This window comes from Nibrella viscosa (genome assembly GCF_039541875.1).
Lineage (GTDB): Bacteria > Bacteroidota > Bacteroidia > Cytophagales > Spirosomataceae > Nibrella > Nibrella viscosa.
In genome coordinates this window covers 42,132-68,744 of sequence record NZ_BAABHB010000006.1, presented here as the reverse complement: position 1 = coordinate 68,744, position 26,613 = coordinate 42,132, and the positions used below count along the sequence as shown (strand labels likewise).

24 protein-coding genes are annotated in these 26,613 nt (G+C 51.8%); 14 read left to right on the top strand and 10 right to left on the bottom strand.

Annotation, left to right across the window (positions count from 1 at the left end; translation table 11 throughout):
• Positions 1–233 precede the first annotated feature (233 nt).
• Positions 234–1,145 carry an oxygen-dependent coproporphyrinogen oxidase gene (gene hemF / locus ABD931_RS16045; protein WP_345268822.1) on the bottom strand — a complete coding sequence of 304 codons (912 nt, stop codon included), beginning with the start codon at positions 1,143–1,145 and terminating at the stop codon, positions 234–236.
• Between the two features lie 111 nt (positions 1,146–1,256).
• Entirely contained in the window at positions 1,257–1,877 is a 621-nt protein-coding gene (locus ABD931_RS16040) for an RNA-binding domain-containing protein (protein ID WP_345268821.1), read from the bottom strand.
• A gap of 228 nt (positions 1,878–2,105) precedes the next feature.
• Here ABD931_RS16040 and ABD931_RS16035 point away from each other — a divergent pair, with 228 nt between their 5' ends.
• The 5 genes from ABD931_RS16035 to ABD931_RS16015 all read left to right on the top strand — a co-directional run bounded on the left by ABD931_RS16035 (position 2,106) and on the right by ABD931_RS16015 (position 4,829).
• On the top strand, positions 2,106–3,509 hold the full coding sequence (locus tag ABD931_RS16035; RefSeq protein WP_345268820.1) for a glycoside hydrolase family 140 protein: 1,404 nt from the start codon (positions 2,106–2,108) through the stop codon (positions 3,507–3,509).
• Positions 3,510–3,636: 127 nt separating this feature from the next.
• Positions 3,637–3,813 carry a hypothetical protein gene (locus ABD931_RS16030; protein WP_345268819.1) on the top strand — a complete coding sequence of 59 codons (177 nt, stop codon included), beginning with the start codon at positions 3,637–3,639 and terminating at the stop codon, positions 3,811–3,813.
• Positions 3,792–3,950: a hypothetical protein gene (locus ABD931_RS16025; RefSeq protein ID WP_345268818.1), complete on the top strand. Its 159-nt coding sequence runs from the start codon at positions 3,792–3,794 to the stop codon at positions 3,948–3,950. Before ABD931_RS16030 ends, ABD931_RS16025 begins: the two co-directional genes overlap by 22 nt.
• A 199-nt stretch (positions 3,951–4,149) precedes the next feature.
• Positions 4,150–4,425: a DapH/DapD/GlmU-related protein gene (locus ABD931_RS16020; protein ID WP_345268817.1), complete on the top strand. Its 276-nt coding sequence runs from the start codon at positions 4,150–4,152 to the stop codon at positions 4,423–4,425.
• Between the two features lie 8 nt (positions 4,426–4,433).
• Positions 4,434–4,829: a (R)-mandelonitrile lyase gene (locus ABD931_RS16015; RefSeq protein ID WP_345268816.1), complete on the top strand. Its 396-nt coding sequence runs from the start codon at positions 4,434–4,436 to the stop codon at positions 4,827–4,829.
• Positions 4,830–4,956: 127 nt separating this feature from the next.
• Here ABD931_RS16015 and ABD931_RS16010 read toward each other — a convergent pair whose 3' ends face one another.
• Complete coding sequence (locus ABD931_RS16010; RefSeq protein ID WP_345268815.1) at positions 4,957–5,433, bottom strand: cyclophilin-like fold protein; 477 nt, start codon at positions 5,431–5,433, stop codon at positions 4,957–4,959.
• Positions 5,434–5,516: 83 nt separating this feature from the next.
• Positions 5,517–6,290: a hypothetical protein gene (locus ABD931_RS16005; RefSeq protein ID WP_345268814.1), complete on the bottom strand. Its 774-nt coding sequence runs from the start codon at positions 6,288–6,290 to the stop codon at positions 5,517–5,519.
• Positions 6,291–6,448: 158 nt separating this feature from the next.
• Between ABD931_RS16005 and ABD931_RS16000 the strand changes: the two genes are divergently transcribed.
• A complete protein-coding gene (locus ABD931_RS16000) occupies positions 6,449–7,363 on the top strand; it encodes a helix-turn-helix domain-containing protein (RefSeq protein WP_345268812.1) in 915 nt (304 codons plus the stop codon).
• 342 nt (positions 7,364–7,705) lie between these two features.
• Here ABD931_RS16000 and lepB read toward each other — a convergent pair whose 3' ends face one another.
• Complete coding sequence (gene lepB / locus ABD931_RS15995; protein WP_345268811.1) at positions 7,706–8,875, bottom strand: signal peptidase I; 1,170 nt, start codon at positions 8,873–8,875, stop codon at positions 7,706–7,708.
• Positions 8,876–9,588: 713 nt separating this feature from the next.
• On the opposite strand from lepB, the gene ABD931_RS15990 reads away from it, so the two are divergent.
• Positions 9,589–10,122, top strand: a complete 534-nt coding sequence (locus tag ABD931_RS15990) for a CopD family protein (protein WP_345268810.1) — start codon at positions 9,589–9,591, stop codon at positions 10,120–10,122.
• 187 nt (positions 10,123–10,309) lie between these two features.
• Complete coding sequence (locus ABD931_RS15985) at positions 10,310–10,735, top strand: hypothetical protein (RefSeq protein WP_345268809.1); 426 nt, start codon at positions 10,310–10,312, stop codon at positions 10,733–10,735.
• 47 nt (positions 10,736–10,782) lie between these two features.
• Here ABD931_RS15985 and ABD931_RS15980 read toward each other — a convergent pair whose 3' ends face one another.
• A complete protein-coding gene (locus tag ABD931_RS15980) occupies positions 10,783–14,310 on the bottom strand; it encodes a ThuA domain-containing protein (protein WP_345268808.1) in 3,528 nt (1,175 codons plus the stop codon).
• Positions 14,311–14,886: 576 nt separating this feature from the next.
• Between ABD931_RS15980 and ABD931_RS15975 the strand changes: the two genes are divergently transcribed.
• The 4 genes from ABD931_RS15975 to ABD931_RS15960 all read left to right on the top strand — a co-directional run bounded on the left by ABD931_RS15975 (position 14,887) and on the right by ABD931_RS15960 (position 19,580).
• Positions 14,887–16,638, top strand: coding sequence for a DUF4091 domain-containing protein (locus ABD931_RS15975; RefSeq protein WP_345268807.1), 1,752 nt, complete (start codon positions 14,887–14,889; stop codon positions 16,636–16,638).
• A 232-nt stretch (positions 16,639–16,870) separates the two neighbouring features.
• The gene (locus tag ABD931_RS15970; protein ID WP_345268806.1) at positions 16,871–17,311 is read left to right on the top strand and encodes a DUF5990 family protein; all 441 of its coding nucleotides are present in this window, start codon (positions 16,871–16,873) and stop codon (positions 17,309–17,311) included.
• A gap of 187 nt (positions 17,312–17,498) precedes the next feature.
• A complete protein-coding gene (locus ABD931_RS15965) occupies positions 17,499–18,584 on the top strand; it encodes an amidohydrolase family protein (protein WP_345268805.1) in 1,086 nt (361 codons plus the stop codon).
• Positions 18,585–18,626: 42 nt separating this feature from the next.
• Positions 18,627–19,580, top strand: a complete 954-nt coding sequence (locus ABD931_RS15960; protein ID WP_345268804.1) for an ADP-ribosylglycohydrolase family protein — start codon at positions 18,627–18,629, stop codon at positions 19,578–19,580.
• Positions 19,581–19,736: 156 nt separating this feature from the next.
• On the opposite strand, the gene ABD931_RS15955 is transcribed toward ABD931_RS15960, so the two are convergent.
• Positions 19,737–20,978, bottom strand: a complete 1,242-nt coding sequence (locus tag ABD931_RS15955) for a mandelate racemase/muconate lactonizing enzyme family protein (protein ID WP_345268803.1) — start codon at positions 20,976–20,978, stop codon at positions 19,737–19,739.
• A 122-nt stretch (positions 20,979–21,100) separates the two neighbouring features.
• Here ABD931_RS15955 and ABD931_RS15950 point away from each other — a divergent pair, with 122 nt between their 5' ends.
• Entirely contained in the window at positions 21,101–21,346 is a 246-nt protein-coding gene (locus ABD931_RS15950; protein ID WP_345268802.1) for a hypothetical protein, read from the top strand.
• 183 nt (positions 21,347–21,529) lie between these two features.
• Here the strand turns inward: ABD931_RS15950 and ABD931_RS15945 are convergent, their stop codons facing one another.
• Both ABD931_RS15945 and ABD931_RS15940 read right to left on the bottom strand, forming a co-directional pair.
• Positions 21,530–22,687 carry an esterase gene (locus ABD931_RS15945; RefSeq protein ID WP_345268800.1) on the bottom strand — a complete coding sequence of 386 codons (1,158 nt, stop codon included), beginning with the start codon at positions 22,685–22,687 and terminating at the stop codon, positions 21,530–21,532.
• Between the two features lie 98 nt (positions 22,688–22,785).
• Complete coding sequence (locus tag ABD931_RS15940; RefSeq protein ID WP_345268799.1) at positions 22,786–23,976, bottom strand: alpha/beta hydrolase-fold protein; 1,191 nt, start codon at positions 23,974–23,976, stop codon at positions 22,786–22,788.
• Positions 23,977–24,117: 141 nt separating this feature from the next.
• On the opposite strand from ABD931_RS15940, the gene ABD931_RS15935 reads away from it, so the two are divergent.
• Entirely contained in the window at positions 24,118–24,879 is a 762-nt protein-coding gene (locus ABD931_RS15935) for an NUDIX hydrolase (protein ID WP_345268797.1), read from the top strand.
• A gap of 4 nt (positions 24,880–24,883) precedes the next feature.
• Here the strand turns inward: ABD931_RS15935 and ABD931_RS15930 are convergent, their stop codons facing one another.
• The gene (locus ABD931_RS15930) at positions 24,884–26,593 is read right to left on the bottom strand and encodes a caspase family protein (RefSeq protein ID WP_345268796.1); all 1,710 of its coding nucleotides are present in this window, start codon (positions 26,591–26,593) and stop codon (positions 24,884–24,886) included.
• Positions 26,594–26,613 lie beyond the last annotated feature (20 nt).

Here is a 26,613-nt window from a genome sequence, read left to right as displayed (position 1 = left end):
GCCGCAAATCGGCAGTTTTGGTTGGAATTGAAATGGTGAAACACTTCTGTAGTAACAACAAAGTAAGCGAACTACCGGATTTTATACCAACAAAACCTCAAACGAGGCTAATTATACTGCTTTGTTGGTTTAGAATATTTTCATTCACAGCAGCACTTTCTGCCTATACTGTTCATTTACAGTCTATTCACCTGGGGCTACGTGCGCACTCCTATTTACCAAAGGCGGCTGCCCTACACCCAGTTAACTCCTTTCTTCAGCAGCGCCAAGGTGTGTGCTTCGGCGCTATCGGGTTTCGGCATGTAGTCGTATATCCAGTTGGCTTGCGGAGGCATGCTCATCAGGATTGATTCGGTGCGGCCATTGGTCTCCAGCCCAAATTTTGTACCCCGGTCCCAAACCAGGTTGAACTCGACATAGCGACCCCGGCGCAGCAGTTGCCAGTGTTTTTCACGCTCACCATAGGGCAGATCACGATTTTTATCCATGAAGTGGGTATAAATGGGCGCAAAGGCATTACCCACGTCCTGTACAAAGTCAAACAGGTCTTCTTTGGGTGTTTCGGCAGAGGGTTTCAGGTAATCGAAGAAAATGCCGCCCACGCCACGGGTTTCGTTCCGGTGAGGCAGAAAGAAGTAATCCTCAGCCCAGACTTTAAATTTAGGATAGTACTCCGGGTTATGCCGGTCGCAAACAGCCTTCAGTTGTTGATGAAACCAGCGGGCGTCGTCTTCAACCACATAGTGCGGAGTAAGGTCGATTCCCCCGCCGAACCAGTTATGGCCGGTACTCATTTCGAAATACCGAACGTTCATGTGAATAATGGGCATCATCGGGTTGCGCGGGTGCAGCACAATGGAGACACCCGTAGCAAAAAATTCGGCCGAGACGGTGAGGTTCAGTTGCCGCAGGGTAGCCTCCGATGCCTCGCCGTGAACAGCCGAGAACATAACCCCGCCTTTTTCGATCACGGCTCCATCCTGAATTACGCGGCTGCGCCCGCCCCCGCCACCGGGGCGCTCCCAAAGGTCTTCCCGGAAGTCTCCCCGCCCGTCGGCCTCTGCCAGCGCCTGGCAGATACGATCCTGTAGGGATTGGAAATAGTCCGTTATGAATGACGTGTCGATTCGGGTAATTAAAGTCATAGGATTGGGGATTTGGGATTTCGGGATAGTTAGGCTCCGCACAAAGCGTTTAGCCTAACGGCAAAAATAATAAATTGGAAAACGGTCCGACAGCCTAAATCCCCGATCGGTTCATTCTGAAATTTTCAGCGAGTACCGCACCGGCCGGGGGTGATCAATCATCAGTAACAGGCCCTGTTCGGCTAACTGCCGCAGCAATTTAGTGGCCCGGCTGTCGGAAATGTTGACCAGTTGAGCCAGTTTAGCGGGCGTAATGGTGTCGTTTTTCCGCAGAAACTGTAGTAATGTTCGCACCGTCGGCGATTGCAGTAATTGTGGATCAGCGATTTCCTGCGCCAGAATCAGTTTGTTCGTTGGCACGGATTTATCGCGGGAGCGCACATAAATAGTCCGATGCCCATGTTCATCTATAGCGTAATGCGGCTTATCGGCACTTTCCGATACGTCAATCACCAGTATTTGTTTCCCCTCGACAATAACGTTTTCGTAACTCACCAGAATAGAGGGGTCTACATGAAAATCAGTTGCTTTCTCAATCTTCTGCATTTCCCGGTATTCTGATTCGATACCCGACACCCGGCCGTCGTCAATTCCGATCAACAGCGTTCCCCCTGCAGTATTGGCAAAAGCTGCCAGTGTGCGGGCTATGCGGGCTGCACTTGAAATGGAGCTTTTAAATTCCAGGCGGACCCCTTCCCCCTGCGCAATCAGTTCAGTAAGGCTGCTTTTCATACACGGTTAACGTCGGGCCGACCGGCGTTGTTTACACGCGGCCGTTCGCTCCACTCATAAAATTCAGCAGGTGCTACCCCACCGGGTAACCGGCCGTTTCAGGGTCCCGACCGGTTACCCGGTGGAAAGCCATGTCGGTGTAAACCCGGAAGATTATTGCAAATGTCTTCTTTTGGCGGCAACTTGCTACTTAAAAATTGACCGAATCAGTAATCCTGACCCGTACTCATGAAAAAATGGCTAACTATGGTTGCCGTGTTCGCTTCCTGCGGATGGGCACTGGCCCAGAACCCATTCTCTCACGGACGCCTGCGTGTTTCCGACAACCAGCGGTATCTGGTTCACCAGGACGGCACCCCTTTCTTCTGGATGGGTGATACGGCCTGGGAGCTTTTCCACCGGCTCAACCGCGACGAGGCCGAGCGCTACCTGAAAAAACGCGCCGAACAGGGCTTCACTGTCGTGCAGGCGGTGGCGCTGGCAGAACTCGACGGCCTGGATACGCCCAACGCCAACGGCGACAAGCCCCTGCTGAACAACGACCCCACTAAACCCAACGAAGCCTACTTTAAACATGTCGACTACATCGTCGACAAAGCAGCCGAATACGGCATTGCTGTTGGTCTGCTGCCAAGCTGGGGCGACAAGCTGTTCAAGTCGACCTGGGGCAAAGGGCCGGAAATCTTTAACACCACCAACGCCCGCGCCTACGGCAAGTGGATCGGCAACCGCTACAAAAACCGCAACAACATCATCTGGATTATGGGGGGCGACCGCAACCCGCGCAACGACAATGATGTGGCCGTCTGGCGGGCCATGGCCGAAGGTGTGGTCGAAGGGGCCGGCGGGCACGACAAAGCCCTGCTGAGTTACCATCCGCAACCGACCGGCAACGTGCAGTACGGCGGGTCGTCGCAGTGGTTCCACAACGACCAGTGGCTCGACTTCAACATGTTCCAGAACGGCCACTGCCGCGATGTACCTGTTTACGACCGCATTGCTGCCGTGTACCAGCGCACCCCGACCAAACCGGTCATGGACGCCGAACCGATCTACGAAGATCACCCCGTCTGCTTCAACGTCAACGATTTAGGCACATCCAATGCCTATGACGTGCGCAAATACGCCTACCTCGACCTGTTTGCGGGCGCACACGGCCATACATATGGCTGCCACGACATCTGGCAGATGTACGGCCCCGGCCGGGAGCCGGTCAATGGGCCACATTTTTTTTGGTACGACGCGCTGGACCTGCCGGCCGCCAACCAGATGAAGCACGTTCGGCGGTTGCTGGAATCCCGTCCACTGCTGGACCGCGTACCCGACCAGTCACTCGTAGTGGAGAACAACCTGACTCCTGCCGAACGAATCCAGGCGACTCGTGGAAAAGATTACGCGTTTATCTATACCGCAGCCGGTAAGCCCTTTACCGTAAACCTGGATAAAATTTCCGGCAGCCAGGTCAACGCCTACTGGTTTGACCCGCGTAAAGGCGAAGCGAAATTGGTGGCTACCTATCCGAACCAGGGCCGGCAGATGTTCACGCCCCCTTCCAGCGGCTACGGGCAGGATTGGGTGCTGGTGCTGGACGATGCAGGAAAGAACTACGCTATGCCCGTGGCAGTGAAATAGGATCAGCAAGCGGTTTTACCGAATCTGCCGGGAGAGGGAATGATAACCGTTCCCGGCGGAATTAAAGTGGCCCTCAATTCATAATCCGGTCCCTGGTCGAAAGACGTTCCAGCCTACAGTCCGGAAAATGATTGAGGAGCAGCAGACGGATTATACCTACAAAGACGACCTCATCCGCAACTACATCCAGTTGATTATCCACGAAGCCCTGAAGCTACAGCCCTCAGAAAGCTACGACAAACATAAAAATGCGGCTTCGCGCATCACGTCCCCACTACCAGCATGTATGATATGTCGCGGGTGATGGCGAAAGGCTATTTTGACAAACTAACCGCCGAACAACGCACCGATATGCTGGAACAAATGAGCCGGCAGCGCTGGGCCGATGCGGAGAACGGGACACCGGCTCCGTCTACCAACAATCTGCCCGAAAAGCTGTAGGCAACGAACCTCAATTTGTGGTTGATTATTTCAACTATTATAAAACGCCACGGGGTTTTAATCCCAACTCTATTAATTCAAACAGAGCCTGGACGACTACCAATGCGCTGTCGTTCATGAATATGCCGCTGCTAACCTACATCAACGAAAAGGTAACTAGTGGACATAAAAGGAAAATGAGCCATCAACCCGTCTGGATTTGTGTACCATCACCATCGAAGATGATGTGCTGATTGGGCCTAAAGCAAACCTGATCACCGAGAACCATCCGCTGGACCCGAATGACCGGAAAACCGTTCTGCTCAAACCGATTGTGGTAAAACGCAATGCCTGCATTGGTGCCGGGGCAACCATTTTGCCCGGAGTGACCATCGGCGAAAACCCGGTAGTAGCTGCCGGGTCTGTCGTCAGCCGGGATGTGCCGGCCGACACGGTAGTAGCGGGTGTTCCGGCAAAGGTGGTCAAAACATTGTAGATTTGATTATGGAAATCACCAGAATAGGTTCACAGCCATCCGGCAAAGGGCCGGACGATTGGTTCACGGGTGCCGTGCGCATTGACCCGTTATTTGCGGCCAATGACGCCCGACGGGCAGCCGCAGCGAGTGTTACCTTTGAACCCGGTGCCCGCACGGCCTGGCATACCCATCCGCTGGGCCAGACGCTGCTGGTCACCGCCGGTTGCGGCTGGGTGCAGCGGGAAGGCGGTCCCATTGAAGAAATTCACCCGGGCGATGTGGTTTGGTTTGAGCCCAACGAAAAGCACTGGCACGGAGCTAGCCCCACAACCGGCATGACCCATATCGCCATTCAGGAAAACCTCAACGGGAAATTGGTCGACTGGCTGGAAAAAGTTGCGGATGACCAGTACCGGAAATAAGTATAATCTATCGGATATGCTCCTCTACCAGGTTTACCCAGGTATCCCGACGGGTCTCGTATCCCGGTGGGGGGTAAGCGGTTTGTGCCCATTCGCTACTATGCCCCTTTCAGCCTTAATTTTGCCTCTATTCCAAGGCAAAGGTTACCGTAACGTCACCGGCACCCAGGGCGGCCGTCAGTCCGGCCGGGTTATCGATCCGGCCCAGCCGGGAATACTTGTAGGAGGTCCGGAACGTCTTGTAGAAAAGCACCAGCGTGTTGGAACCGTACAGCATCAGATCCCCCGACTGAATCGTGCCGGGGTTCGCTGCGTTTGTGGGTAACTCGTTGGGCAGTTGAGCATACTTTTCGTTCCGGTTCAACTCCTTCATGGAGAGAGTAAGCGGTAATTGTTGTTTAAATGCGGTAACGGCAGCGTTGTTGAGGAGGGTTGCTGCGAACGTACGGGAGCCGGTTTTGATGCTGATTCGGGTGCTCATGGTATCATTCGTGTTGGTTTCAGGGCCGGCCTGCTCGGGCGCAATGCCGGTAATGGTTTTGCAGGCTACATCGCCGATAAACAGGAGCAGAAGCTGAAAAACCAAGATGAGAAGCTGTTTCATGGAGTTGAGCTGGTTATATGTACAGGACGTTAGTTGATATTAAATGCGGTAAAGCCCGCTAATGTCTTCTGGCTGATGGCTGACTAATTGACGTGTTTAAAGGTTGTGCGGAAGTTGTAGGCGACCATAACATTCCACATAAAGTCTTTGTTTTTGGGTATGTTGGATTTAAATGTCTGGTTGATGGTCGATTGAATCGTAAAGGGCGTTCCTTTCTTACCCAGAATAGCTGTTGCCGAGAAGTAACTTCCCCGGTGGCCGTCGACGTATAGCCAATACACCATCGGAACGAGGGTTAGCCGGACATTGCCCCCAAGGTTGATGTTTGAAATATTGGTGTTCAGGAAAAGAACATTGGTATGTTGCGGTCCCCACTTTTGCAGGCCGCTCCCGTGCAGATACACCGCCCCGATGCTCCAGTTGGGTGTAATCTGGTAGTTGGGTACTACTTCAGCCGCAGCAAACCGCAGCATCTCGGTGATTTCGCCATTGGTGCCGTTCTCGGTGATGGTTCGCCGGACCAGCGAAAAAGCCGGATGTACACCCACCCGCAGACTGAACTTCTTTTGCTCGATCAGGCGGTACCGGAACCAGAAAATAAACCCGCCCTTACTGGCATCAGAAACCAGGCGAATATCGGGGTCGAAACTGAACCGCTTTTTTCGCCAATAGAAATTCATGATGGCCGCCGGGCGATTCAGCGAGAACGTGGGCACAATCGAAAACCCGTTGTTGGTAAGCCCCACCGTACCCGAAAAGGTGGAGATGGTCTGGGTACTATCGGCAGATTGTCCAAAACCGGTGCGCGCTGTGAAGATACCCGCCAGGAGCAGTAAGGCAATAATAATACGTTTCATTTACAGGTATTTAGGCTGATGATTCAGTAAGTACACTGCAAAATTACGCCATATCTGTTTACTTACTTTTATACATTTTACGGTTTTATCTACCAATTTTACAGGTGCTGCCGTAATCCACGATTTTCGTGTGTAGTTTTGATCTAAACACTCAGGCTATGATCGTCTACGATACCATCAGGCATTACAGCGACACGTTCAATAACCGGACGCAGCACCCGCTCATCAACCTGGTTGATCTGAACCGATCCGCCCCGTTAAGACGGACGAAGTTCATGCTGGGCTTTTACGCCATTATCATCAAGGAAACCAACTGCGGTGATCTGCGGTACGGTAATAAATACTACGATTATGCCGAGGGCACGGTCGTCTTTTTTGCGCCGGGGCAGGTCGTTACGAGCGAACCGGAAGGGGAACTGCACCAACCGTATGGCAAGGCGCTCATTTTTCACCCTGATCTCATCAAGGGCACAAGTCTGGGCAGGCAGATTCACGAGTATTCGTTTTTCGGCTACCAGTCCAATGAGGCCCTGCATCTGTCGGACCGGGAGAGGGACATCGTAAATGCCTGTTTTGCCAATATTGCCACCGAAATCAGCCAGAACATCGACCGGCACAGCAAAAAGCTGATCGTGGCCAATCTTGAGTTACTGCTGAAGTATTGTTTGCGGTTCTACGACCGTCAGTTCATTACCCGTGAGCAGGCCAGCCAGGGCGTTCTGGAGCAGTTTGAGCAGTTGCTAACCGAGTATTTGGCGGGCGACTGCCTAAAAACAGAAGGAGTGCCAACGGTGGCCTACTTTGCCGACCAGTTGCATCTGTCGGCCAACTACTTCGGCGATCTGGTGAAAAAAGAAACCGGTAAATCGGCCCTGGAGTATATTCAGATGCACATAATCGACCTGGCCAAAGAACGGATCTTCGACACCAGCAAGTCGGTCAGCGAAATCTCTTACGAGTTAGGCTTCAAATATCCGCAGCATTTCACCCGGTTCTTCAAGCAAAAAGTAGGAGTCTCGCCTAATGAATACAGAGGATTGAATTGGCCGCCTTTCCCAAAAAGTCGACCATGAAAATCAGGCCTGTGCATCATTTGATTGTTTGGCTGGCAAAGGTCAGTGATGATCAGTACCGGAAGTATTTGGGAATTTCGACTTTACTAACCCGCTCAGGGCCTGGATCAAAGATTTCTGTCAACTACAAAGTACAGCAGGGTAAGCTGCAGGCTGAACTGAATCTGCCCCAAACACCGCCGGTAATTTTGTCTGAAAAGGCAAGACCTTCCTGCTGAAAGCCGGTAAGAATAAGCTTAGCCTGTAAGGAAACGCCAGGCCGGAACAATGTACAGGATTATGCGGATATTATCAGCCATAATCCGTCTGCCCATGCAGAGAGTAGCTTTTGCCCCTATCTCACTACTCAATCATCCGAAATAACCGGTTCCACCGGATCGTGTGCCAGATGTCTGTCGGCACCGGGTCGATCGACATCCAGACGAAGATGGCCTTGCCGACTACATGGTCTTCGGGCACAAAACCCCAATAGCGGGAGTCCTCCGAGTTATGGCGGTTGTCGCCCATCATGAAGTAGTAATCCTGCTTAAAGGTATAGGTGGTAATCGGCCGGCCGTCGATCCGGATGCCGGTTGGCGTTACCGCTACATTCTGATTTCCCTCATACCGCTGAATGACCGGGCCATAGACCGCAATTGTCTGCGGATTGATGGGTATTGTCGTCCCCCTCTTCGGAACGGTAAGCGGGCCGAAATTATCCCGGTTCCAGCGGTGAGAGGTACTGCCATATACGCCCTGCCCTGTATTTTCGGGTACGTCGGTCATCGGTTCAATACCCTTTACCCAATCCAGTTCGTTCAGCCTGGCAATGGTCTCGCGGGTGGTATTGACCTGGTAGCCGACCAACACGGAGGTTTTTAACGAGTCATTATAGATTTCAATAGGTTGCCAGTTGATGAATGGTCCCTCGGCCGATTTAAAATCATTGACGATACCGTACCGGCGAAAGAATCGGTCGTTCAGCACGTTGGTCGTTTTCACGAAATAACTTGTTTGCGAACGGGGCGGATTTGGCATGGCTTTGCCGTTGACATAAACCTGTTCCCGTCGCATGCTTACTACATCGCCCGGAATGCCGATGCACCGTTTGACGTAATACGTCTTTATGTCGACGGGATAATCCGGCTCACCCGGCTTCTGGGGCGGATAGTTGAAGACCACCACATCGCCGTTTTTCACTTGCGTAAAACCCTGCAACCGGAAAGAAGGCAGTTGAATAGCCGGACTGTACGATGGGATGTTGGTGCCCCATAACTTCTGGTGCGTCAGCGGTATCTGCAACAGCGTACTGGGCGTGCGGCTGCCGTAATGCAGCTTACTGACGAACAGAAAGTCACCGACCATCAGACTATTCTCCATCGACGGTGTCGGAATCGCAAAGGCTTCAACCGTCAGCCAGCGAATAAGCGTAGCAGCTACTACGGCAAACAGGAGGGAATCGAGCCACTCCCGGAGCGGAGATTTTTTACCGGTTGGAGAGGCACCGGCGGCTTTCTTTCTAAATCTGAACATGGCGCTAAGGGAGAAGGATATTGGCAAACGGACTGGAGGACAAGTTAAGCGGCAATTGAGCTATGCTCAACTGATATAGGATGAACGGCGGAAATAGAGGTGTGTACCATCACTACATCCGTTAACCGGCAGAAAATAAGGATTTAAATACATTGGTTGCCACTACGTGTTAATTCCTGCCGGTACGGGTTTATCTTTGTTCCGTAATCCGGCAATACCCATGAAAATGGTCATGTGTTTACTTCCTGCTGACCTTGCTACTGATGCAACATAGCGGGAAGTGGATTATTCTGGCCTGGTTCAGCATCAATCAGCCGTACCAAAATCCGGGTGCAGGCTCCGGCCGCTATCTCGATGCACCGGGAAGGCAAACCCCGGCTGGCGTTTAAAAAGGCGGCACCCTGATTGCCCCCTTTGAAAGCGATGCGGGGAAGAGTGGATGGGCGAAGGACAGGGTGCTTACCACAAAATCGGGGTTGAAACATACGGTGCGAAAGGCTAAACGGCACCCATTTACCTCACTTAGGCCGGCGAAACAGCCACGCAGCCAACCATGCCGGCTACCGGTCAGGGCGTGTTATAGGCTTATACCCGGCTACAGGGTACGGCATCTGCCCTGGTGCTTGTATATTTGAATCCGAATACAACCCATAAGTTGTAAGCGGCACCGGTCTGTACAGGTCGTGTGACGCCGACACATGACTTGTACAGCTATGACGTTTCTGTATTTCAAAGCACTGCACATCATCTTTGTTGTTACCTGGTTTGCGGGATTATTTTACATCCCCCGGCTGTTTATCTACTACACCGAAGCCACCACCCTGCCCGAAGGCGAGCGGACGGTGCTGCAACGACAACTAGCCCTGATGCAGCGTCGGCTCTGGTACGGCATCACCTGGCCCTCGGCGGTGATAACGCTCATAATGGGGCTGAGCACCTGGTATAACTACGGGGCCACACCCGGCTGGCTCATCATCAAGCTCTGTCTGGTGGCCACACTGTATCTGTATCACATCGCCTGCCATGTGATCTTCCGGCAGCAGCAGCGGGGTATTACCCGCTATACTTCTACGCAGCTTCGGATCTGGAATGAGGTGGCCACCATCTTCCTGGTCGGTATAGTTTTTCTGGTCGTGCTGAAGGATGCCGTGAGTATGTTGTGGGGAATTCTGGGGCTGATTGCCTTTACGGGTGTGCTACTTATGGCCATCCGAACCTACAAACGTATACGGGAAAGCGGCTCCTGAAGAGTCTGTATACGTCAAAAATGGGGATTACCTGAATAAATGCTACTAGGACACGTATAATTTCTAAATTTTTTATAAGCCGGCATTAGAAAATTACATTTTTTTATTGTAACTTTCGACTCCCTGCCAACTACTCTATAGGATTGGCAGGCCCAATACTTATCACCACCTCTATGAGATTCTCAACATGAATACTTTTTACTCTGTACTGGTTATCGGAGGATGCCCCGGTGACCAACGCCAACTACTGGATGAGTTTCAGACTCAGGGAGTGCCTACCCGCCATTTCTGGCCGGAAACGTATGCCGACGGCGTAAAAGGATTAGAGGATTTTCTGAAAGAGCTAAGCACCCGGCCCATTCTGATTATGGTCGATATTGACACGGCCTCCGACTACTTCCGGTCGGTCATGAACGCAATTCAGCAACATCCGCTGACGCGCCTGGTTCCCATTATTACCTACGGCAACGACAATGCCTCTTCCTGGTCAGATACGTCCCTGAACCGAACCTCCACGCCCCATCTGTTTAAACCTGACAACTGGAACCAGACAGTGCGCACGCTGGTGTCGTACTGGAGTGAGAGCATGCCGCTAACGGAAAGAGGTCTGTAACCGTCACCGGCTACAAACCTCTTTTTCCTTCCTGAACCCTCCCCTGCCTACTCGTTAAACTGAACAGACTTCAGATTGATAATTTCGGTATATGGCTTCTCCCGTCTGACCACGACAACATATACATCATGCCGGCCGGTCACCGGTTGGCTGATTTCGCCCATCACCTGTTTTACCGTTTTCCAGTCGCCCGTTGCAGTGTATGCCGTCCGGCTGATGACAGGTCCGGCGTAAGAATCAATACGCATTTCAATTTCCCCATCCTTGTTCAGCGACGCGTATTCGTATGTCAGTTTGCGAATTCCCGTCAGGTCGATATTCCTCAACAGAATATGCGCTTTGTGGCTTCCTGAACTCAGATTATTGCCAAACCTGGCGAATCCGGGATGGGCATCGGCATACACGGCAGGCACTTTGGCGTTTCGCAGGCTTATCGCGTCGGTGCTGGTCAGCGGCCCTATGCCCTTGCCGCCGTTATCGGTGTAAGAAGCCACTACGGTATACTGCCCACGGGGTTCGCCGGCTTTATGCTGGTTCAGCGGCAGTGTGCCCTGGAGCGGTAGGGTTTTCGCCTGCTGTTGCGCATCTGTCAGCGAGAAAATGTATTTTACCATTTCCTGCGCGTCGGCTGCGGGTATCTGCGGGTGGGCACTCATGACGTAGGTAGTGCCCCAACTGCCTCCTCCCCCGGCGATGATCTTCTTTGCCAGTTGGTCGAGGGCCCCCGCCTTACCCTTGTACCGCTGCGCCACGGCCACATACGACGGCCCGACCGACACTTTATCAATGGTATGGCAGGCCTTACAATCACTGCCGGCGATCAGGTTCTTACCCAGCGAATTGGTTTCGGTGAGGGCTATTTCCTGGTGACCCATTTGCGGCTGGTTGTTCAGCGTACCCGGCTCCGGATTGTAGCTGAAATACACCTTAACTTTCTTCGGGTCGATTTTGGCGTCTTCCTTATCAGTCACCCGCACCGAATACGTTACGGGCTTTCCTTCCCAGAAAAACGACTTATTGCCGGGCGTGGTAATCGTCACCGCCGGTTTCTCGTTGCCGACCTTCACCACCAGGGTATCAAGACCGACTAACCCATTTTGGTCGGTTACCTTCAGTATCGCCTTATATTCTCCCGGCTGGGTATAGGTATAGGTGGCGTTGGGCGTACTGGCACCCACCGTTTTGCCGTCGAACAGCCACTGGTAGGTAATCTGATCGTCGTCGTCCAGATCCCGCGATCCCCGGCTGCTAAACCGTACCTTCAGCGGAGCCTGACCAACGGCTTCACGGATAACAGGAGCGTTCCGGTTGTCGGAAGTCAGCCAGGCGCGGGCGTTGGCCTGGGCCGTCAGGGCCGAATCCACCACGGCCGCCCGGGCAATAGGCGGCCGGTTGCCGGTATTGTACTCGATCTTTACCAGCCGGGCATCCTCGTTGTCGGCCCCGTACACCGAGCCGTATTCGAGCATGTACATCACGCCGTCTTTGCCGAACGCCAGGTCGATGGGCCGGCGGAAATCGCCGTTGGCGGCCATAAAGGGTTCACTGCGGACGTAGTTTTCGTTTTCGTCGAAGCGCAGCGCCAGCACCCAGTTGCGCATCCAGTCGAACACGAACAGGGCACCGTCGTAGTAGTCCGGGAATTTGGTTTTCGAAGGTGAGTTTTTGTTGTAGGTGTAAAACTCCCCCGCCATAGCGCTGCGGCCACCCTGTCCCAGTTCGGGAAACTCCGGTGAAGCGGCATACGGGTACCAGATCATGGCCGGCTGGGCAGGCGGCAGATTTTTCAGACCCGTGTTATTGGGTGAATTATTGACGGGGGCCTTCGGATCGAAGCGCGAACCGGCCGTTTTGGTAGCAAAATTCCAGTGGGCGTAGGCGTAGTTGTTGCCGATGAAATACGGCCAGCCGAAGTTACCGGCTTTGCGCACCTGATTGAATTCATCGTACCCCCGTGGCCCCTGAATACTGTCTTTCCCGGCATCCGGCCCGATCTCGCCGATGTACAGCACCGACGTCTTTGGGTTTACGGCAATGCGGTACGGGTTGCGGTGCCCCATGGAGTAGATCTCCGGCCGTGTCTTTTCCATACCTTTCGGGAAGAGATTACCGGCGGGTATCGTGTAGCTACCATCCGGCTCGGGGTGAATACGCAGCACTTTCCCTTTCAGGTCGTTGGTGTTGGCCGACGACCGCTGGGCATCCAGGCTGTAGTGCTCCTTACCCGGCCGCTCATCCAGCGGAGCATAGCCGTCCGACGGGAAGGGGCTGGAGCTATCGCCGGTGGAGAGGTACAGGTTACCGTCTTTGTCCCAAGCCAGCGAACCGCCGTGGTGCGACCCGCTGTTTTCCTCCACCGGCACCTGAAGCAGTATCTTCTCGGAGGCCATGTCCAGCGTGTTATCCGCTTTCACCGTAAACCGCGACAGGTTGAAGATAATCGGCTCTTTATCCGTCGGTGGCGAATAGTACAGATAGATGTAACTGTTCCGGTTAAAATTCGGGTCAAGCGTAACACCGATCAGCCCGGTGCCGCCTTTAGTCACCACGTCGAACCGGTGAGCCACTGCATTGCGGCCGGTTTTGGTGTCGTAGACGTACAAATTGGCGGTGCGCAGCTCGGAGTAGAAGATGCGGCCGTCGTCCGACACGGCCAGTTCCATCGGCGTTTTCAGCCCATTCACCAGAATGGTTTTCACAAAGCGGTTTTCCTCCGGCGTTACCTTTGCATACGACTTGGTGTAATCCAGCGGTTTGCCGGTGCCTATCGCGTATTTCAGGCCACCCAGAATGTGCTTCACAAACACCGGGTCGCTGAACGACTCATCGGTATGGCCCCCGCCGGTATAAAACGCCCGCCCCCCGTCGAACTCATGGTACCAGGCAATGGGGTGATAGGCACCGTTGGTACCGCCATTGTAGGTATTTTCGTCCAGGTTGGCCAGCACCTTCAGGCCGGAGTAAAACGATCGGTAGTTGTACCATTCGTCGGTGCGCTCCCATTTGTCGGGCAGGTGAGCGGTAGACGGGTGGTTTTTGTCCGTCACGTCCACGGTCGCTTTCCGCACATTCGGCTGGCTCGGATGGCTGGAGAAATGCGCCCCCATGAGTTTGGCGTACCAGGGCCATTCGTATTCGGTATCGGCCGCCGAATGGATACCCATGTACCCGCCCCCGGCCTGGATGTAGCGCTCGAAAGCCGCCTGTTGCTTTGGGTTCAGCACGTTGCCGGTGGTGCTGTTAAATACTACGGCCTGATAATTGCGCAGGCTGTCGTCGGTGAAGTAAGCGGCATTTTTAGTGGTATCAACCCGGAAGCCGTTCTCGGCACCCAGTTTCTGAATGGCGGCAACGGCGAACGGAATGGACGTGTGTACCCAACCTTTGGTTTTTGAAAAGACCAGCACGCGGGGTTGCGGAGCCGGGGTAGTCTGGGTAACCGTGGTAGTCGTCTGGGTCGTTGTCGCCTGCGCAGCCGATTGCCGGGTAGTCTGGCAGGCATACAGCCCGGCACCGGCCGCAGCTATACCCAGCAGTCCTGCCCAAAAGCGGATAGATAGTGGTTTATACATCATGAAGGGTTAGGAAAGAATCGTCTATTTCCGTTAGACGATGCCATGTGCAAAAAAGCCATAACGGAAGTAGACATACTGTTTCCGGTTTGCTTTCTTTGTGGTAAAAGCCCATTTGGTAATTTTAACGTATTAGCCGAGCCGATTTAGGTTAGCCCTGATTGATGTTCACGAATGAAGCGAGCTGTTGGGTGCCCCAAGCCTGAATTGGTTATAGGAAGATAATCGTGCAAAAGTAGGCTTGCCCCTAAAGGGCAGTGGTGCGATTGTGAAAGGTGATATGGCTACAAACCGCTGACCCCTTCGGGGTAAAGCTGTGCTTCATAGTACCCCAGAGGGCTGCTGGCTTATGGCTACGAAAATATGCAGCCGGTCTTCGGGGTAAAGCTGTGCTTCATAGTACCCCAGAGGGGTCAGCGGTTTGTAGCCCCAGCCTATTCGTGCCCTGCTCGCTGCCCTGTAAGGGCAAGCCATCTTGGCTTGCTTAATTCATTAAAATCAACCCTGGGCAAGCCTATAATTGCTTACTTTTCGTATAAAAACCAATGAAGTGGCTCCGTTTCTCAACCTTGACCTGCCATGATAAAATATCTGTTACTCATTAGCGGGCTAATCGGCACACTGTCTGTATCGGCGCAACCGCTCGCCCACTCCTACACCGAACTGCCCAACCCCAAGCCTATCAATCAGGCAAGCTGGCAGGCTGTGAAGGCCGGCACCTACGCAAGCTTTGCTTCTCCCGATGTTCGCTACGAAAAGCATACGGCTCCCACTGCTGCCCTCAGCTCCCTATGGAGTGCCAAAGCCTGGCGGGGCGAAAAAGTACACACACAACTGCTGATCTGGACCACCGCTCCCCTGGCCCCCGTCAGTCTGGAGTGGGGCGATCTCCGGAGCAGCAACGGCAGCCGCATTCCGGCCAGCCAGGTCAAAGCCGGCTTTGTCCGCTATGTCATGACCGACGCCCTGAACCCCGACGGCACCGGCTGCGGCAACCGCAAAGCCGCCGATTTTGATTCGTCGCTCGTTGCTGATGCCATAGACTTTACGCCGTCGCTGGCGATTGCACAGCAGACTACCCAACCAATATGGCTCAGTGTTTCGGTACCGGCCAATACACCTGTTGGCGTTTATAAGGGAACCGTCACCATAAAAACAGGCAAAAACACCCGGTTAACACCGTTAGAATATACGATTGACGTGCTAAACCATACCCTACCGGCTCCGAAAGACTGGCGATTCCATCTGGACCTCTGGCAGAACCCATATGCGGTGGCGCGGGTGCATACCGTAAAGCCGTGGTCGCAGGCGCACATGAACGTGATGAAGCCATACATGCAGTTATTGGCCAATGCCGGGCAGAAAGTCATTACAACGACCATCATCAACGACCCGTGGCGGAGCCAGACCGAAGATGTCTACGGCTCGATGGTTCGCTGGATTAAAAAGAAAGATGGCACCTGGACATACGATTACACCCTCTTTGACCAGTGGGTCAGCTACATGATGGCGCTGGGTATCGACCAGCAGATCAACTGCTACAGCATGATTCCGTGGGATCTGAAGTTTGCCTACTACGACGAAGCCGCCCGCAAAGACACGTTTCTGATAGCCAAAACCGGCACCCCCGAATACGACAACCACTGGCGGCCCATGCTGACCGACTTTGCCCGGCACCTGAAGCAGAAAGGCTGGTTTGCGAAGACAACTATTGCTATGGACGAGCGCCCGCTGGAAGCCATGCAGAAAGCCATAGCACTCATAAAAAGCGTGGATAAAGGCTTCAAGGTCGTGCTGGCCGGCAACTACCATCCCGAAATCCAGCAGGACCTGGCCGACTACAGCGTTGCCTCCAACCAGGTCATTGACCCGACGACGTTGCAACAGCGGAAACAGCGCGGGCAAAAAACCACGTTTTACACAGCCTGTCCGGAGGGCTACCCCAACACGTTTACCTTTTCTCCACCCGCCGAATCCACCTGGCTGGCCTGGCACTCGGCCCACAAGGGCTACAACGGCTACCTGCGCTGGGCCTACAACTCCTGGGTAAAAGACCCGTTGCGCGACTCCCGCTTCCGCAGCTGGGCCGCCGGCGACACCTATTTTGTGTATCCCGGTCCCCGCACCTCCCTGCGTTTTGAGCGCCTGATTGAAGGCATTCAGGATTACGAAAAAACCCGTATCTTAAGAGAGCAGTTTCAGCAGAACAACCAGCCCGACAAGTTACGGCAGTTGGAGCAGGTGCTGGATGGATTTGAAATTACCAACCTGAAGACCACATCGGCGGGTGAGCAGTTACAGGCGGCAAAGAAAGTGTTGAAAAGTTTGTAGTACTAAGATTTTTGCATATAATAGCGGAATTTGAACCAATAAGCCGGCGCAAAACTACGTTGCGCCACATCCCTGCGAGCAACCGAACACGTAAAGAAATTTACCGCCTGTTTATATCGGCTTCTGGCTTTGCTGCATGGCTACGGTTGAAGAGGTATACAGGAGAAGTTAAGTCGTATTGGTCGCCACGCGACTAGCGGCCTTACCAGATGAGCCACGCAACAAAGCCGAAATGGAATCAGAAATAACACTCCATATAGTACTTATCAAGCCTACACCAAATGTGGTTTTTGGTTTGCAAAAGGGATCTGGCAGCAATTACGAAACAATTCAAAAGCAAATTTCTACATCTAACGATTTATCTTTTACGTTTACAGTTAAAGTAAAAGGTGAGAGATCAAAAGACACTTTTCCAAAGCTATCAGGCAGTTTTGTTCAAGGTCCAACTGATAATAAGTTTGTGTACATCGACATCGGCACTGCTGCTGGTCAACCTGATACACTTTGGTCAAGACGACTTAAAATCCCATTGACAGGAATTACTTGGCAAGACATTGATTCATTATTGGGCAATTCTATGTTGGAGGCTATAGTTGCAGGAACTGACAAAGATGGTGGGCCAAACTGCGCAACGGTGAAACCATTTGAAGGTTGGCATCTTAAACACACGTAGTCAAAAAAACGGGTAAAGGGCATATAACATAGGTTTGGCGGTATGGCTGGGCGACCGAATGCAGCATCAACAACAGTAATATTGTCGGGCAGCAGTTCCACCGTGACCCAACACAGATGGTCAATAGTAATTATCATCAAATTTTATATCTTTAGTCGCCTTTGGTTCGGGGCTTAACGTTTTTCAAATGCCTCCACACTGCCAAGCCGTCAACCGTTATGTGAATTTAATTGGTTTAATGATGACCATTTTTGCATCGTATTTAATCATCCCTCAAATTGACCGTTTGCAAATGAGAAACTATTTATCCCTGCCGTTATTCCCAAAATTCTTTTGGCTTCTGTGTCTTTTCAATATTGCATATGGACAACAGAAAAGAAATTACCCAATCATTGATGTCCATATGCATGCCTTTCCCGCAAATTGGCTAGGAAAACATTCCATATCTTTTTGCGAAGGTCATGTAACCGAATACCTGCCGGCAAACAAGCCAATGGGATTCAATGAATTGCTAAACTGTGATGAAGTTATTTCCGGTGCCACCGATTCCATAATTATGCACAAGAGTTTTCAAATGATGAAGAAGTATAATATTATAAAGGCGGTGACGAGTGGATCGAAAATGAATGAATGGAAAAAGGCAAATCCGGATGGCATCATTTCATCACTGATGTTTTTACTGTCTGATAAAATAAGCCCTGATAGTGTACGCACCATTATAAAGCGAGACAGTATAAAGGTAATTGGCGAGTTAGGCCCGCAATACGAGGGCCTCCCTGCCGATGCACCGGCCTATGAACCCTACTGGGCATTGGCAGAAGAATTGGAAATTCCCGTTGGCATACACTTAGCCACTGGCCCTCCGGGTGGATTTCTAATGGGTTTCAAGGCTATACGTGGTGCTGCAGGCAACCCGCTTAATCTGGAAAATGTATTGGTAAAGCATCCCAAACTTAAAGTGTATGTAATGCACGCTGGCTGGCCCTGGATAGATAATATGCTAAATCTGCTGTATTTACACCCACAAGTATATGTTGACATTAGTTACATCAACTATATGCTACCAAAAGAGGAATTTAGTTTATATCTAAAACGGTTGGTCGGTGCAGGTTTTGGAAAACGAATAATGTGGGGATCGGATCAAATGATTTGGCCTGAATCTATTAAAGCTGCTGTTGAATCAGTTAAATCGGCAAAATACCTAACTGAAGTTCAAAAGAAAGATATTTTTTACAATAATGCTGTTCGATTTTTCAACTTAAACATGAATTAGTAAATTAATTTGGTAGTCCTAAAGTTGTTTTGATACCCCTCAATGAAAGAAAGAAATCTTTACAAGGATATATTATTTGGAATTGCTGTCGGTGACGCTTTAGGAGTTCCTGTTGAATTCAAAAGCAGAGCTTTAATCGCTCAAAAGCCTGTAACTGATATGATAGGTTTTGGAACCTATAATCTTCCGGCAGGAACTTTTTCAGACGATAGTTCTTTATCGTTCTGTCTTGCAGAAGCATTAACACACGAATTTAGTTTGGCGGAAATAGGAAACAATTTTGTGAAGTGGTTAAATCATAACTTTTGGACACCAACAGGACATGTGTTTGACGTTGGTATTGCTACAAGTCAAGCAATTAGACGCTTACAAAATGGCTATAGTCCAGAATTAGCGGGAGGAATGGAAATCTCCGATAATGGCAACGGTTCGCTAATGCGAATTTTGCCATTACTTGTTTATACTAAAGACAAAGACCTTGCTGACAGATATCAAATCACAAAACAAGTTTCCTCAATTACCCACGGACACATTCGTTCCGTAATTGCTTGTTTTTATTATCTTGAATTTGCACGACAAATCATAAATGGTAAAGACAAATTTGAAATTTACAAGAACCTGCAAACTGAAATAACTGACTTCCTGAAGTCGCTTTTAGTAAATCCAGACGAAATAAAATTGTTTGACCGTTTGTTGAATAGAAACATTTATGAATTGAAAGCTTATGACATTCGTAGCAGTGGTTATGTGTTGCATACGTTGGAAGCAAGTATCTGGTGCTTGTTGACAACAGACAACTATAAAGCAGCGACTTTAAAAGCAGTGAACCTAGGTGAAGATACAGATACCACGGGAGCAGTTACCGGCGGACTTGCAGGACTACTTTACGGATTTGGCGCAATTCCAAAAAGCTGGATTCAAAAAATCGCCAGGAAAGACGACATAGAAGACCTGGCAAACCGACTACGCGACTTTGACTGCCGCCAACAAGGGTAGCGCTGCTAGGCGGCTTATTCCTTTATCATGGTTCAAGAACCAGGTAGTAAAACTTCTCGCCGAAAATAAGCTACAAGGATTCTATGCAACGAAACCGATTTCTTCAACCCGCGCTTTGGGTGACTTCAACCCTGGCAACGTATTTTCAGGTGTTTCTTAATCCCACCAGGTTTCGCCGGCTACCATGTATTTCTCTTTCACCAGTTTTTCGTCAAGGGTAATGCCGAAACCAGGTTTGCCGTTAAACTGCAGATAACCATCCTTCAACAAATCGACACCGTAGCCTAACACCGCATTGTCACCGTTGCAGCTCCTTCCATCAGCATTCAGCGGATTATTCATAAAGGCTTCATGCCCGGCAAACTCGCGGACAGTTGCCGCCCAGTGGGCAGAGGCTACCGTAGCCACAGGGCCTGCCACATTATGGGTAGCGACCGGCATGTAATACGTTTCTGCAAGGTCCGCTATTTTTTTAGCCTCCAGCAATCCGCCGGCCATAGAGATATCGATCTCTATTTTATTCACGGCCGCGTTCACAATAAAGGGCCTGAAATCATCACGGGTATAGAGGTTTTCACCGGTAAGGATAGGCACGGGTGAACGCTCGGTCAGTTTTATCCATTGTTCGTTGTAACCGATAGGGAGCGGATCTTCAAACCACCAGGGCCTAATGGGAGCCACGGCATGGGCTACCCGTAAGGCGCTGTCAAAATCCAACTCCCAATGTGCATGCACCGCGATGTCGAAGTCGGGCCCTACGGCATCCCGCACGTTCTGAAAACCACGGGCATTGCGATCCACTTCAGCGTTTGACATCATCCGGTTATCCAATTGCTCCCATCGCTGGTCACGGATAAAATCAACCTTAGCTGCCGTAAACTTTTGTTTTTTCATTCGCTCGGCAAACTCGGCGCAGGAATCTTTGCTCAGCAGATCGCGTGGGCGGCCGGTACAATAGGCCCGAACCTGTTTGCGATGTGGGCCTCCGCCTAAAATGTTATGTACGGGTTGATCGGCCAGCTTGCCAAGGATATCCCAGAGCGCAAACTCCACGCCTGTAATAGCGTGTAACGGAATGCCGTGATTGCCGCCATAATAGGATGTACGGGTACTCATCTTAAACACCAGGCGCTCCAGGTCGTAAGGATCCTGCCCTACCAAAATGGGTTTAATTACGTTTAGGACTATATCCTTTGCCCCTATACTGTTCTCATCATGGTGGCACTCTCCTATGCCTACTATGCCCGCATCTGTTTCTACCTTCACCAGCAGGCTTGGTCTGAATCCTATTTTGGTGCGAACACATTTAATATCAGTGATCTTTACTTTTCGGGCATTGGGTGATGCCAGAAGATCCAGATAAGGAATAAACGCGGATGCTGCCCCAGCAGTCGCCATGTTTCGTATAAAGCTTCGTCTTCTCATTGAATAAAAATAAAATTCGATAACGCGTTAAAGGCAGGAAAAAAATCTGATAGTCAAAGTATGGAATATTAATTAGTTCCTCAAACATTGATATTGTGCCCCTGCTTAACCTCTACGTTAATTACCAGCCGGGCCGGTTGGGTCTGCGGGTAGAGGGCGATGGGTTTGTCTCGCCCTTTGGCCGAGCCGAAGATTATTTTGGCGGTCTTACCTATGCCCTTCCCCCAAAGACCAAGCTAAAAGCCGGTTACCGAATCCTGGAAGGTGGTGGCGATACCAATAACTTTTATAACTTCAGTATATTCCATACCCTCGCGGTAGGTGTACAGATCGGCTTATAAACGGTAAAGAGGCCGGTAGCTCAGCGCACAAGCCTACCTGCGTTTTAAATTTCTCCCGCTCGTTACGCAACCTAACTGCCTGATTCTCCGTATTGGGGGCAAGGTTAAGTTATAAATTACGGTGGGTACGAATCCCGGCACTCCGAGAGTGCCGGGATTTTTGTTTAGTCCGGTACAGACGGACTACCGAAACAGCATAGGCGCAAACTCGTTGAGGTACTGCCGCCAGTTGATCCAGGTGTGGCCGCCTTCGGTTTCCTTGTACTGGTATTTGATGTTGTGCTTGTTGAGCAGCCCCAGCGTTTTCTGGTTGGCCTCCATCAGAAAATCATCTTTTCCGATCTGGAACAACAGCAACTTCTTGTTCTTGTTGAAGTTCGGGTCCTGTAGGGCTTTGGCGTATTTGGTTTCGGCACCGTCGATGGTGGGACCGAAGAAGCCGGAGCTGTATACGCCTACGTAGTTGAACTGGTCGGGGTTGGAGAACGTCAGGTCCAGCGTTTGCAGGCCACCCATCGACAGGCCGGCCAGCGCCCGGTTTTCGCGGCCCGGCAGCACCCGGTAGTTTTTCTCCACGTGCGGAATTACGTCCTTCAGCAGTTCCTCGGTAAACGCCGTTGTCATTTTGTTCATCCGCTGGGCCGGGTCCTGGCCCATTACTGAAGCGGGCATACTGCCGTTGGGCATCACCACGATCATGGGCCTGGCTTTACCGGCCGCGATCAGGTTATCCAGGATAAAATTAGCGCGGCCGATGGTCGGCCAGCCGGAATCATCATCGCCCCCGCCATGCAGCAGGTAAAACACGGGATATCTGGTGTTGCCTTTCTCGTAGCCCGGTGGCGTGTATACGTGCATCCGGCGCAGCATCCCCAGCGTGTTGGACGGGTACCAGACCTGCCGCAGTTCGCCGTGGGGCACCGACTGGTTATCTTCAAACGCGGTTTCGCTGCCCGGCACCACCATCACGTTTTCCAGGCTGCTGACACCCTGCTTGATGATGGCATTCTTCGGGTCGATGGTGCGTACACCATCCACCATCAGCGTATAGGTGTAATAATCCGGCCGCAGCGGGCCAACCGTTGCCGACCAGACGCCCTGCTCATTTTTGGTCAGGGCAACAGGTGGTTTGCCCGCCAGAAAATCACCGGACAGCATGACTTCACTGGCTTTGGGCGCGTATACCCGGATAGCCACGCGATTATCCGGCAGCACATGCGGAGAGCGGAGTGTGTCGTTGGGCGTCGGTGGGCGCTGCTGCATCTGCGCCGATGCGTCGGGAGCGATTAGTGCTGTCAGGCCCAGCATGAGGGCGAAGAGCGTATTTTTGTTTGGCTTCATGGGAAAAGGGGTTTTAATGGTTTTTAGTTTGAGGTCTGTAGTTTGTACGGGGCCACCAGGCGGTTGCCCCGTACAAACTACAGACCTCAAACTAAAAACTACTTCCGCCAGAGATTCGGCAGAAACTGGTAGTACAGCAGATGCCGCCAGGTGCCCCAGTCGTGGGCACCGTCGCCACCTACGTAATACTGATGGTTAATGTTGTGTTTCTTCAGGGCTTCGTGCAGCACAACCGCCCGTTTGCCGATGGGAGCCGACACTTCGCCCGTGCCTTGCCCCAGAAAGAGGAAATCTACTTTTTTGTTGGCATTGGGGTCGTTCAGAAAGGCCGCGCTGGTTTTTTCCGGCTCCAGGTCGCCGGCGCTCAGAATACCAAATGAGCTGAACAGATCCAGGCATTTGTTGATACCCACAAATTGCGTATGCCGCCCGCCCATCGATAAACCGGCCAAAGCGCGGCCCTTGCGGTCGGCGCGGGTGCTGTAGTGTTTGTCAACGAAGGGAACAATCTGTTTGCGTAGCTCCTGCTCAAACAGGTTGAACGTAAACTCGGTATGGTTCGGGTCGCTGCGGTGAACTACCTGGTTGTTGGGCATGGCAATAATCATGGGCACAGCCTTGCCTTCGGCCAGCAGGTTGTCGGCGATAAAATTAGCCCGGCCATCGATACTCCAGCCGGAGGCCAGTTCGCCACTGCCACCGACCAGATACAATACGGGATACTTCTTTTTCGGATCGTAGTTAGGGGGTGTATATACGTAAATCTCCCGTTCTCCATTCAATACATCGGAGTGGTAGATGTGGCGGGTTACGGCTCCGTGCGGTACATTGCGGGCGTCGTAGTAGGCCGGTCCGCTGCCATGTACCACCAGGTTGCTAAACCCCGGCTGATCGGCAAAACCAGTAAGGGTGTTGTTGGGATCCGGTACGGTTACGCCGTCGATGATAAACTTGTAAACATATATATCCGGCTTCACCGGTCCGATGGTCAGCGACCAGACACCATCGGCACCTTTCTGAAAGGGAACCGGCTCTTTCGCCCCAAGGGCCAGCAGCATGGGGCCACCCGTCAGCGCAACGGCGTGGGCATCGGGCGCTTTCAGCCGGAACGTGACCCGCTGGTCGTCCAGCACTTCGGGCGAAATTACACCGGCTCCAAACGGCACCAGATTTCGATCATTTTTCTGCGGATTCCAGTCCAGATTGACGTGGGCCTGTTGAGCCAGGGAGGTCTGGGCCGCAGCCACCAAAAGCAGAGCAGGGAGAACGGCTAGGCTAAACGTGTTCATGAAAGGTTAGGGACAATGATGCTTTGGCAACGGCTATTCATGGATTCTGTAACTTAGCGGATAGAATAGTGCTACCTTTACGTCAAAAATACATAGAGTACACGTACCGTACAAACGCTGGGAACTCTTTTTCCTTTCCATATGAAGAATTTCGATCAAACTGTTATCCAGTATTTCAGACAGGAGGCAGAGCTATCCATTCATTACTTATCCATCGATTGTGTAGTTTTTGGCTTTCACGAGGGCCGGATGCGGGTGTTGCTGCTGCGCTGGAAAGGTACCAACGAGTGGAGCCTGCCCGGCGGCTTTATCCGAAAAACCGAATCGGCAGACGCGGCCGCTGTGCGAATTCTGCGGGAACGAACCGGCCTACAGCAGCTCTTTCTGCAACAGTTTCATATTTTTGGTGATGCCATACGCTATGATGAGGAAGACACCTGGCGGAGAATAGGCTTCCCGGTCGACCGCAGCAAATGGTCGGAGCGTACCATTTCGCTGGGATATTACGCCCTCGTTGAGTATGCTGAAGTGACCCCCCGGCCCGATCTGCTGTCGGACGCCTGCGACTGGTGGAGCCTGGACGAACTGCCCAATCTGTTGTTCGATCATAACCATATAATCGACGTAGCCCTGGCCGGCCTGCGCCGGCAACTGCCTTACCAGCCCATCAGCCACCTGCTACCCGAAACGTTTACCATGCCTGAACTCCAGCGGCTATATGAGACTATTCTGGGACGCACGCTGGATGCCCGTAACTTTTACAAAAAAGTACAGGCATCGGGTATTCTGCAGCGAACCGACGAACGGCGCACCGGCACACCGTACAAATCGCCCTACCTCTACCGATTCGATCCGGTCGCGTATCCGGCGGTGATTCGGGGAGGGCATTTATCGTTTCTGTAAGGTGTTACCTGACCAGGTACAAATCCAGTTGACCGCTGTCGGCCAGCCACAGGATCTGGTACCGCATACCGCGCTGAAGCTGGTAGTCGACCGAATGGTTATCGGAGGTCCGGACCGACACCCTGGCGGCCGGAAAATTCCCTAAATCGAGAATCTTGGTTTTGTTGGGCGGAATGGAGATTATCCGCTGACTGGCCGGCAGATCCTTCAGCGAAACATTGACCGTCACATCGCCTTTATACGTGTTGACCAACGTAACGGCGCGGTTCGCATAGTTTTCAATACCCGCCCGGGTAGTATCGCCATCAGACTGATCCATATGGATTACCTGCATGGAATCAAGCGCCGAATCGAACCGGATTCGGGCGGTTGGATCGCTGGTCAGCGCATACGTGGTTCGTTGCACGACCACCCCGGAGTCGGCTGGTTGTCGTCGCCGGAAAACAAAATCGCCGGTCCCTTTAAGCACCCCATCGATATTGCCGTACACGGGCCGCTGCCGGGTAGTCGATTTGTTATAAACCCGGTGCTTAAAGCTGTCGAACAAGGCTTCGGCCGACACAAAATCATCGCTGTTGCCGGCCAGTGCATCCCGAAAAAGGGTACTGAACGTGCTTTTGTCCGGCACGGTCTCCAGATAACTACTGCTTATTGCCCGACGGCTGCGTTGATTATACCGCTCCTGCCATGTTTTCAAATCGAAATCGGTGATGTCCCGGGAACGGATAACGGCCGACCCGAAACAGGCATCGGCGACCAGTAACACGTGCTGCACCCGCATCTGGCTGATAATTTTGGTCAAGGCCGCCACGGACAGGTAACTATCCAGGTCGCCCACTTTTGAATCCTTCAGCACCCAATACCCGTTTTGCTGATCGATGATGGCGTGACCGGCAAAATAAACCAGCAGATTATCGTCGTTGACCAGGGTATAGGCCATTTGCGTCAGAATCTCCCTTAACTCCCGTTTTGTGGGGTTTACCAGTCTGGTAATGGAGCTGAACACGTATTTTAACGCCAGAACGCTGTCGAGCCGGGCAATGTCACTGGCCGGATTTCGGAGTTTAAGTCTCGGATCGTCGTACTCATCCACGCCAATCAGCAGGGCATGATAGCGGGCGGTTTTCAGGGAGGGAATGCTTCGCTTCAGCGAAGCAGCTCCAGCCTGGGTTTTTGACCTTTTTTTCAGATCAACCTGGTACGTAAACTGCACATCGTACCGGTAGGCATTGGTGAAGTATATGTAAATGGTACTCAGAGTCGAATTGTCAAGCACTACCGGGTTGCCAAACTCATTCGAATACTCCACCAGCTCATTTATGGGCAGGAAAAGTGTATTATCCGTTAATGTACTTGTGCTGATGGTGTCAATTTCATAGCCATTCGTTTGCTGGTTCCGTTCGCTTACCTGTTTTATCTGACAATTGTCGTAACAGAGCTTGGGTATAATGCCAATTGACTCCGTAGTTGTTTTCAAGTTTACTTTTATGATCAGGGTGTCTCCAATCTCAATTTGGTATTCCTTCATACCGAGTTCAATAAACATCCGGTTAAACTCCCGTCCGCTCACCGAATTTCTGCTCATGGCCCGGATCGTAGCCGGTGATTCCTTTATTATAGGTATAACAATACCGGAAACCGGCGATTGCTGGGCGTAACTGAACTGACAGGCCAGAATGCACATTCCTATCCACACGTAAATGGTCGTTTTCATACGTTTTTGTCTTGTTACTG

Bases quoted from the DNA above. Each gene is read 5' to 3' on its own strand.
- hemF (WP_345268822.1), bottom strand. From the start codon at position 1,145: ATGACTTTAATTACCCGAATCGACACGTCATTCATAACGGACTATTTC.
- ABD931_RS16040 (WP_345268821.1), bottom strand. From the start codon at position 1,877: ATGAAAAGCAGCCTTACTGAACTGATTGCGCAGGGGGAAGGGGTCCGC.
- ABD931_RS16035 (WP_345268820.1), top strand. From the start codon at position 2,106: ATGAAAAAATGGCTAACTATGGTTGCCGTGTTCGCTTCCTGCGGATGG.
- ABD931_RS16030 (WP_345268819.1), top strand. From the start codon at position 3,637: ATGATTGAGGAGCAGCAGACGGATTATACCTACAAAGACGACCTCATC.
- ABD931_RS16025 (WP_345268818.1), top strand. From the start codon at position 3,792: ATGTATGATATGTCGCGGGTGATGGCGAAAGGCTATTTTGACAAACTA.
- ABD931_RS16015 (WP_345268816.1), top strand. From the start codon at position 4,434: ATGGAAATCACCAGAATAGGTTCACAGCCATCCGGCAAAGGGCCGGAC.
- ABD931_RS16010 (WP_345268815.1), bottom strand. From the start codon at position 5,433: ATGAAACAGCTTCTCATCTTGGTTTTTCAGCTTCTGCTCCTGTTTATC.
- ABD931_RS16005 (WP_345268814.1), bottom strand. From the start codon at position 6,290: ATGAAACGTATTATTATTGCCTTACTGCTCCTGGCGGGTATCTTCACA.
- ABD931_RS16000 (WP_345268812.1), top strand. From the start codon at position 6,449: ATGATCGTCTACGATACCATCAGGCATTACAGCGACACGTTCAATAAC.
- lepB (WP_345268811.1), bottom strand. From the start codon at position 8,875: ATGTTCAGATTTAGAAAGAAAGCCGCCGGTGCCTCTCCAACCGGTAAA.
- ABD931_RS15990 (WP_345268810.1), top strand. From the start codon at position 9,589: ATGACGTTTCTGTATTTCAAAGCACTGCACATCATCTTTGTTGTTACC.
- ABD931_RS15985 (WP_345268809.1), top strand. From the start codon at position 10,310: ATGAATACTTTTTACTCTGTACTGGTTATCGGAGGATGCCCCGGTGAC.
- ABD931_RS15980 (WP_345268808.1), bottom strand. From the start codon at position 14,310: ATGATGTATAAACCACTATCTATCCGCTTTTGGGCAGGACTGCTGGGT.
- ABD931_RS15975 (WP_345268807.1), top strand. From the start codon at position 14,887: ATGATAAAATATCTGTTACTCATTAGCGGGCTAATCGGCACACTGTCT.
- ABD931_RS15970 (WP_345268806.1), top strand. From the start codon at position 16,871: ATGGAATCAGAAATAACACTCCATATAGTACTTATCAAGCCTACACCA.
- ABD931_RS15965 (WP_345268805.1), top strand. From the start codon at position 17,499: ATGCCTCCACACTGCCAAGCCGTCAACCGTTATGTGAATTTAATTGGT.
- ABD931_RS15960 (WP_345268804.1), top strand. From the start codon at position 18,627: ATGAAAGAAAGAAATCTTTACAAGGATATATTATTTGGAATTGCTGTC.
- ABD931_RS15955 (WP_345268803.1), bottom strand. From the start codon at position 20,978: ATGGCGACTGCTGGGGCAGCATCCGCGTTTATTCCTTATCTGGATCTT.
- ABD931_RS15945 (WP_345268800.1), bottom strand. From the start codon at position 22,687: ATGAAGCCAAACAAAAATACGCTCTTCGCCCTCATGCTGGGCCTGACA.
- ABD931_RS15940 (WP_345268799.1), bottom strand. From the start codon at position 23,976: ATGAACACGTTTAGCCTAGCCGTTCTCCCTGCTCTGCTTTTGGTGGCT.
- ABD931_RS15935 (WP_345268797.1), top strand. From the start codon at position 24,118: ATGAAGAATTTCGATCAAACTGTTATCCAGTATTTCAGACAGGAGGCA.
- ABD931_RS15930 (WP_345268796.1), bottom strand. From the start codon at position 26,593: ATGAAAACGACCATTTACGTGTGGATAGGAATGTGCATTCTGGCCTGT.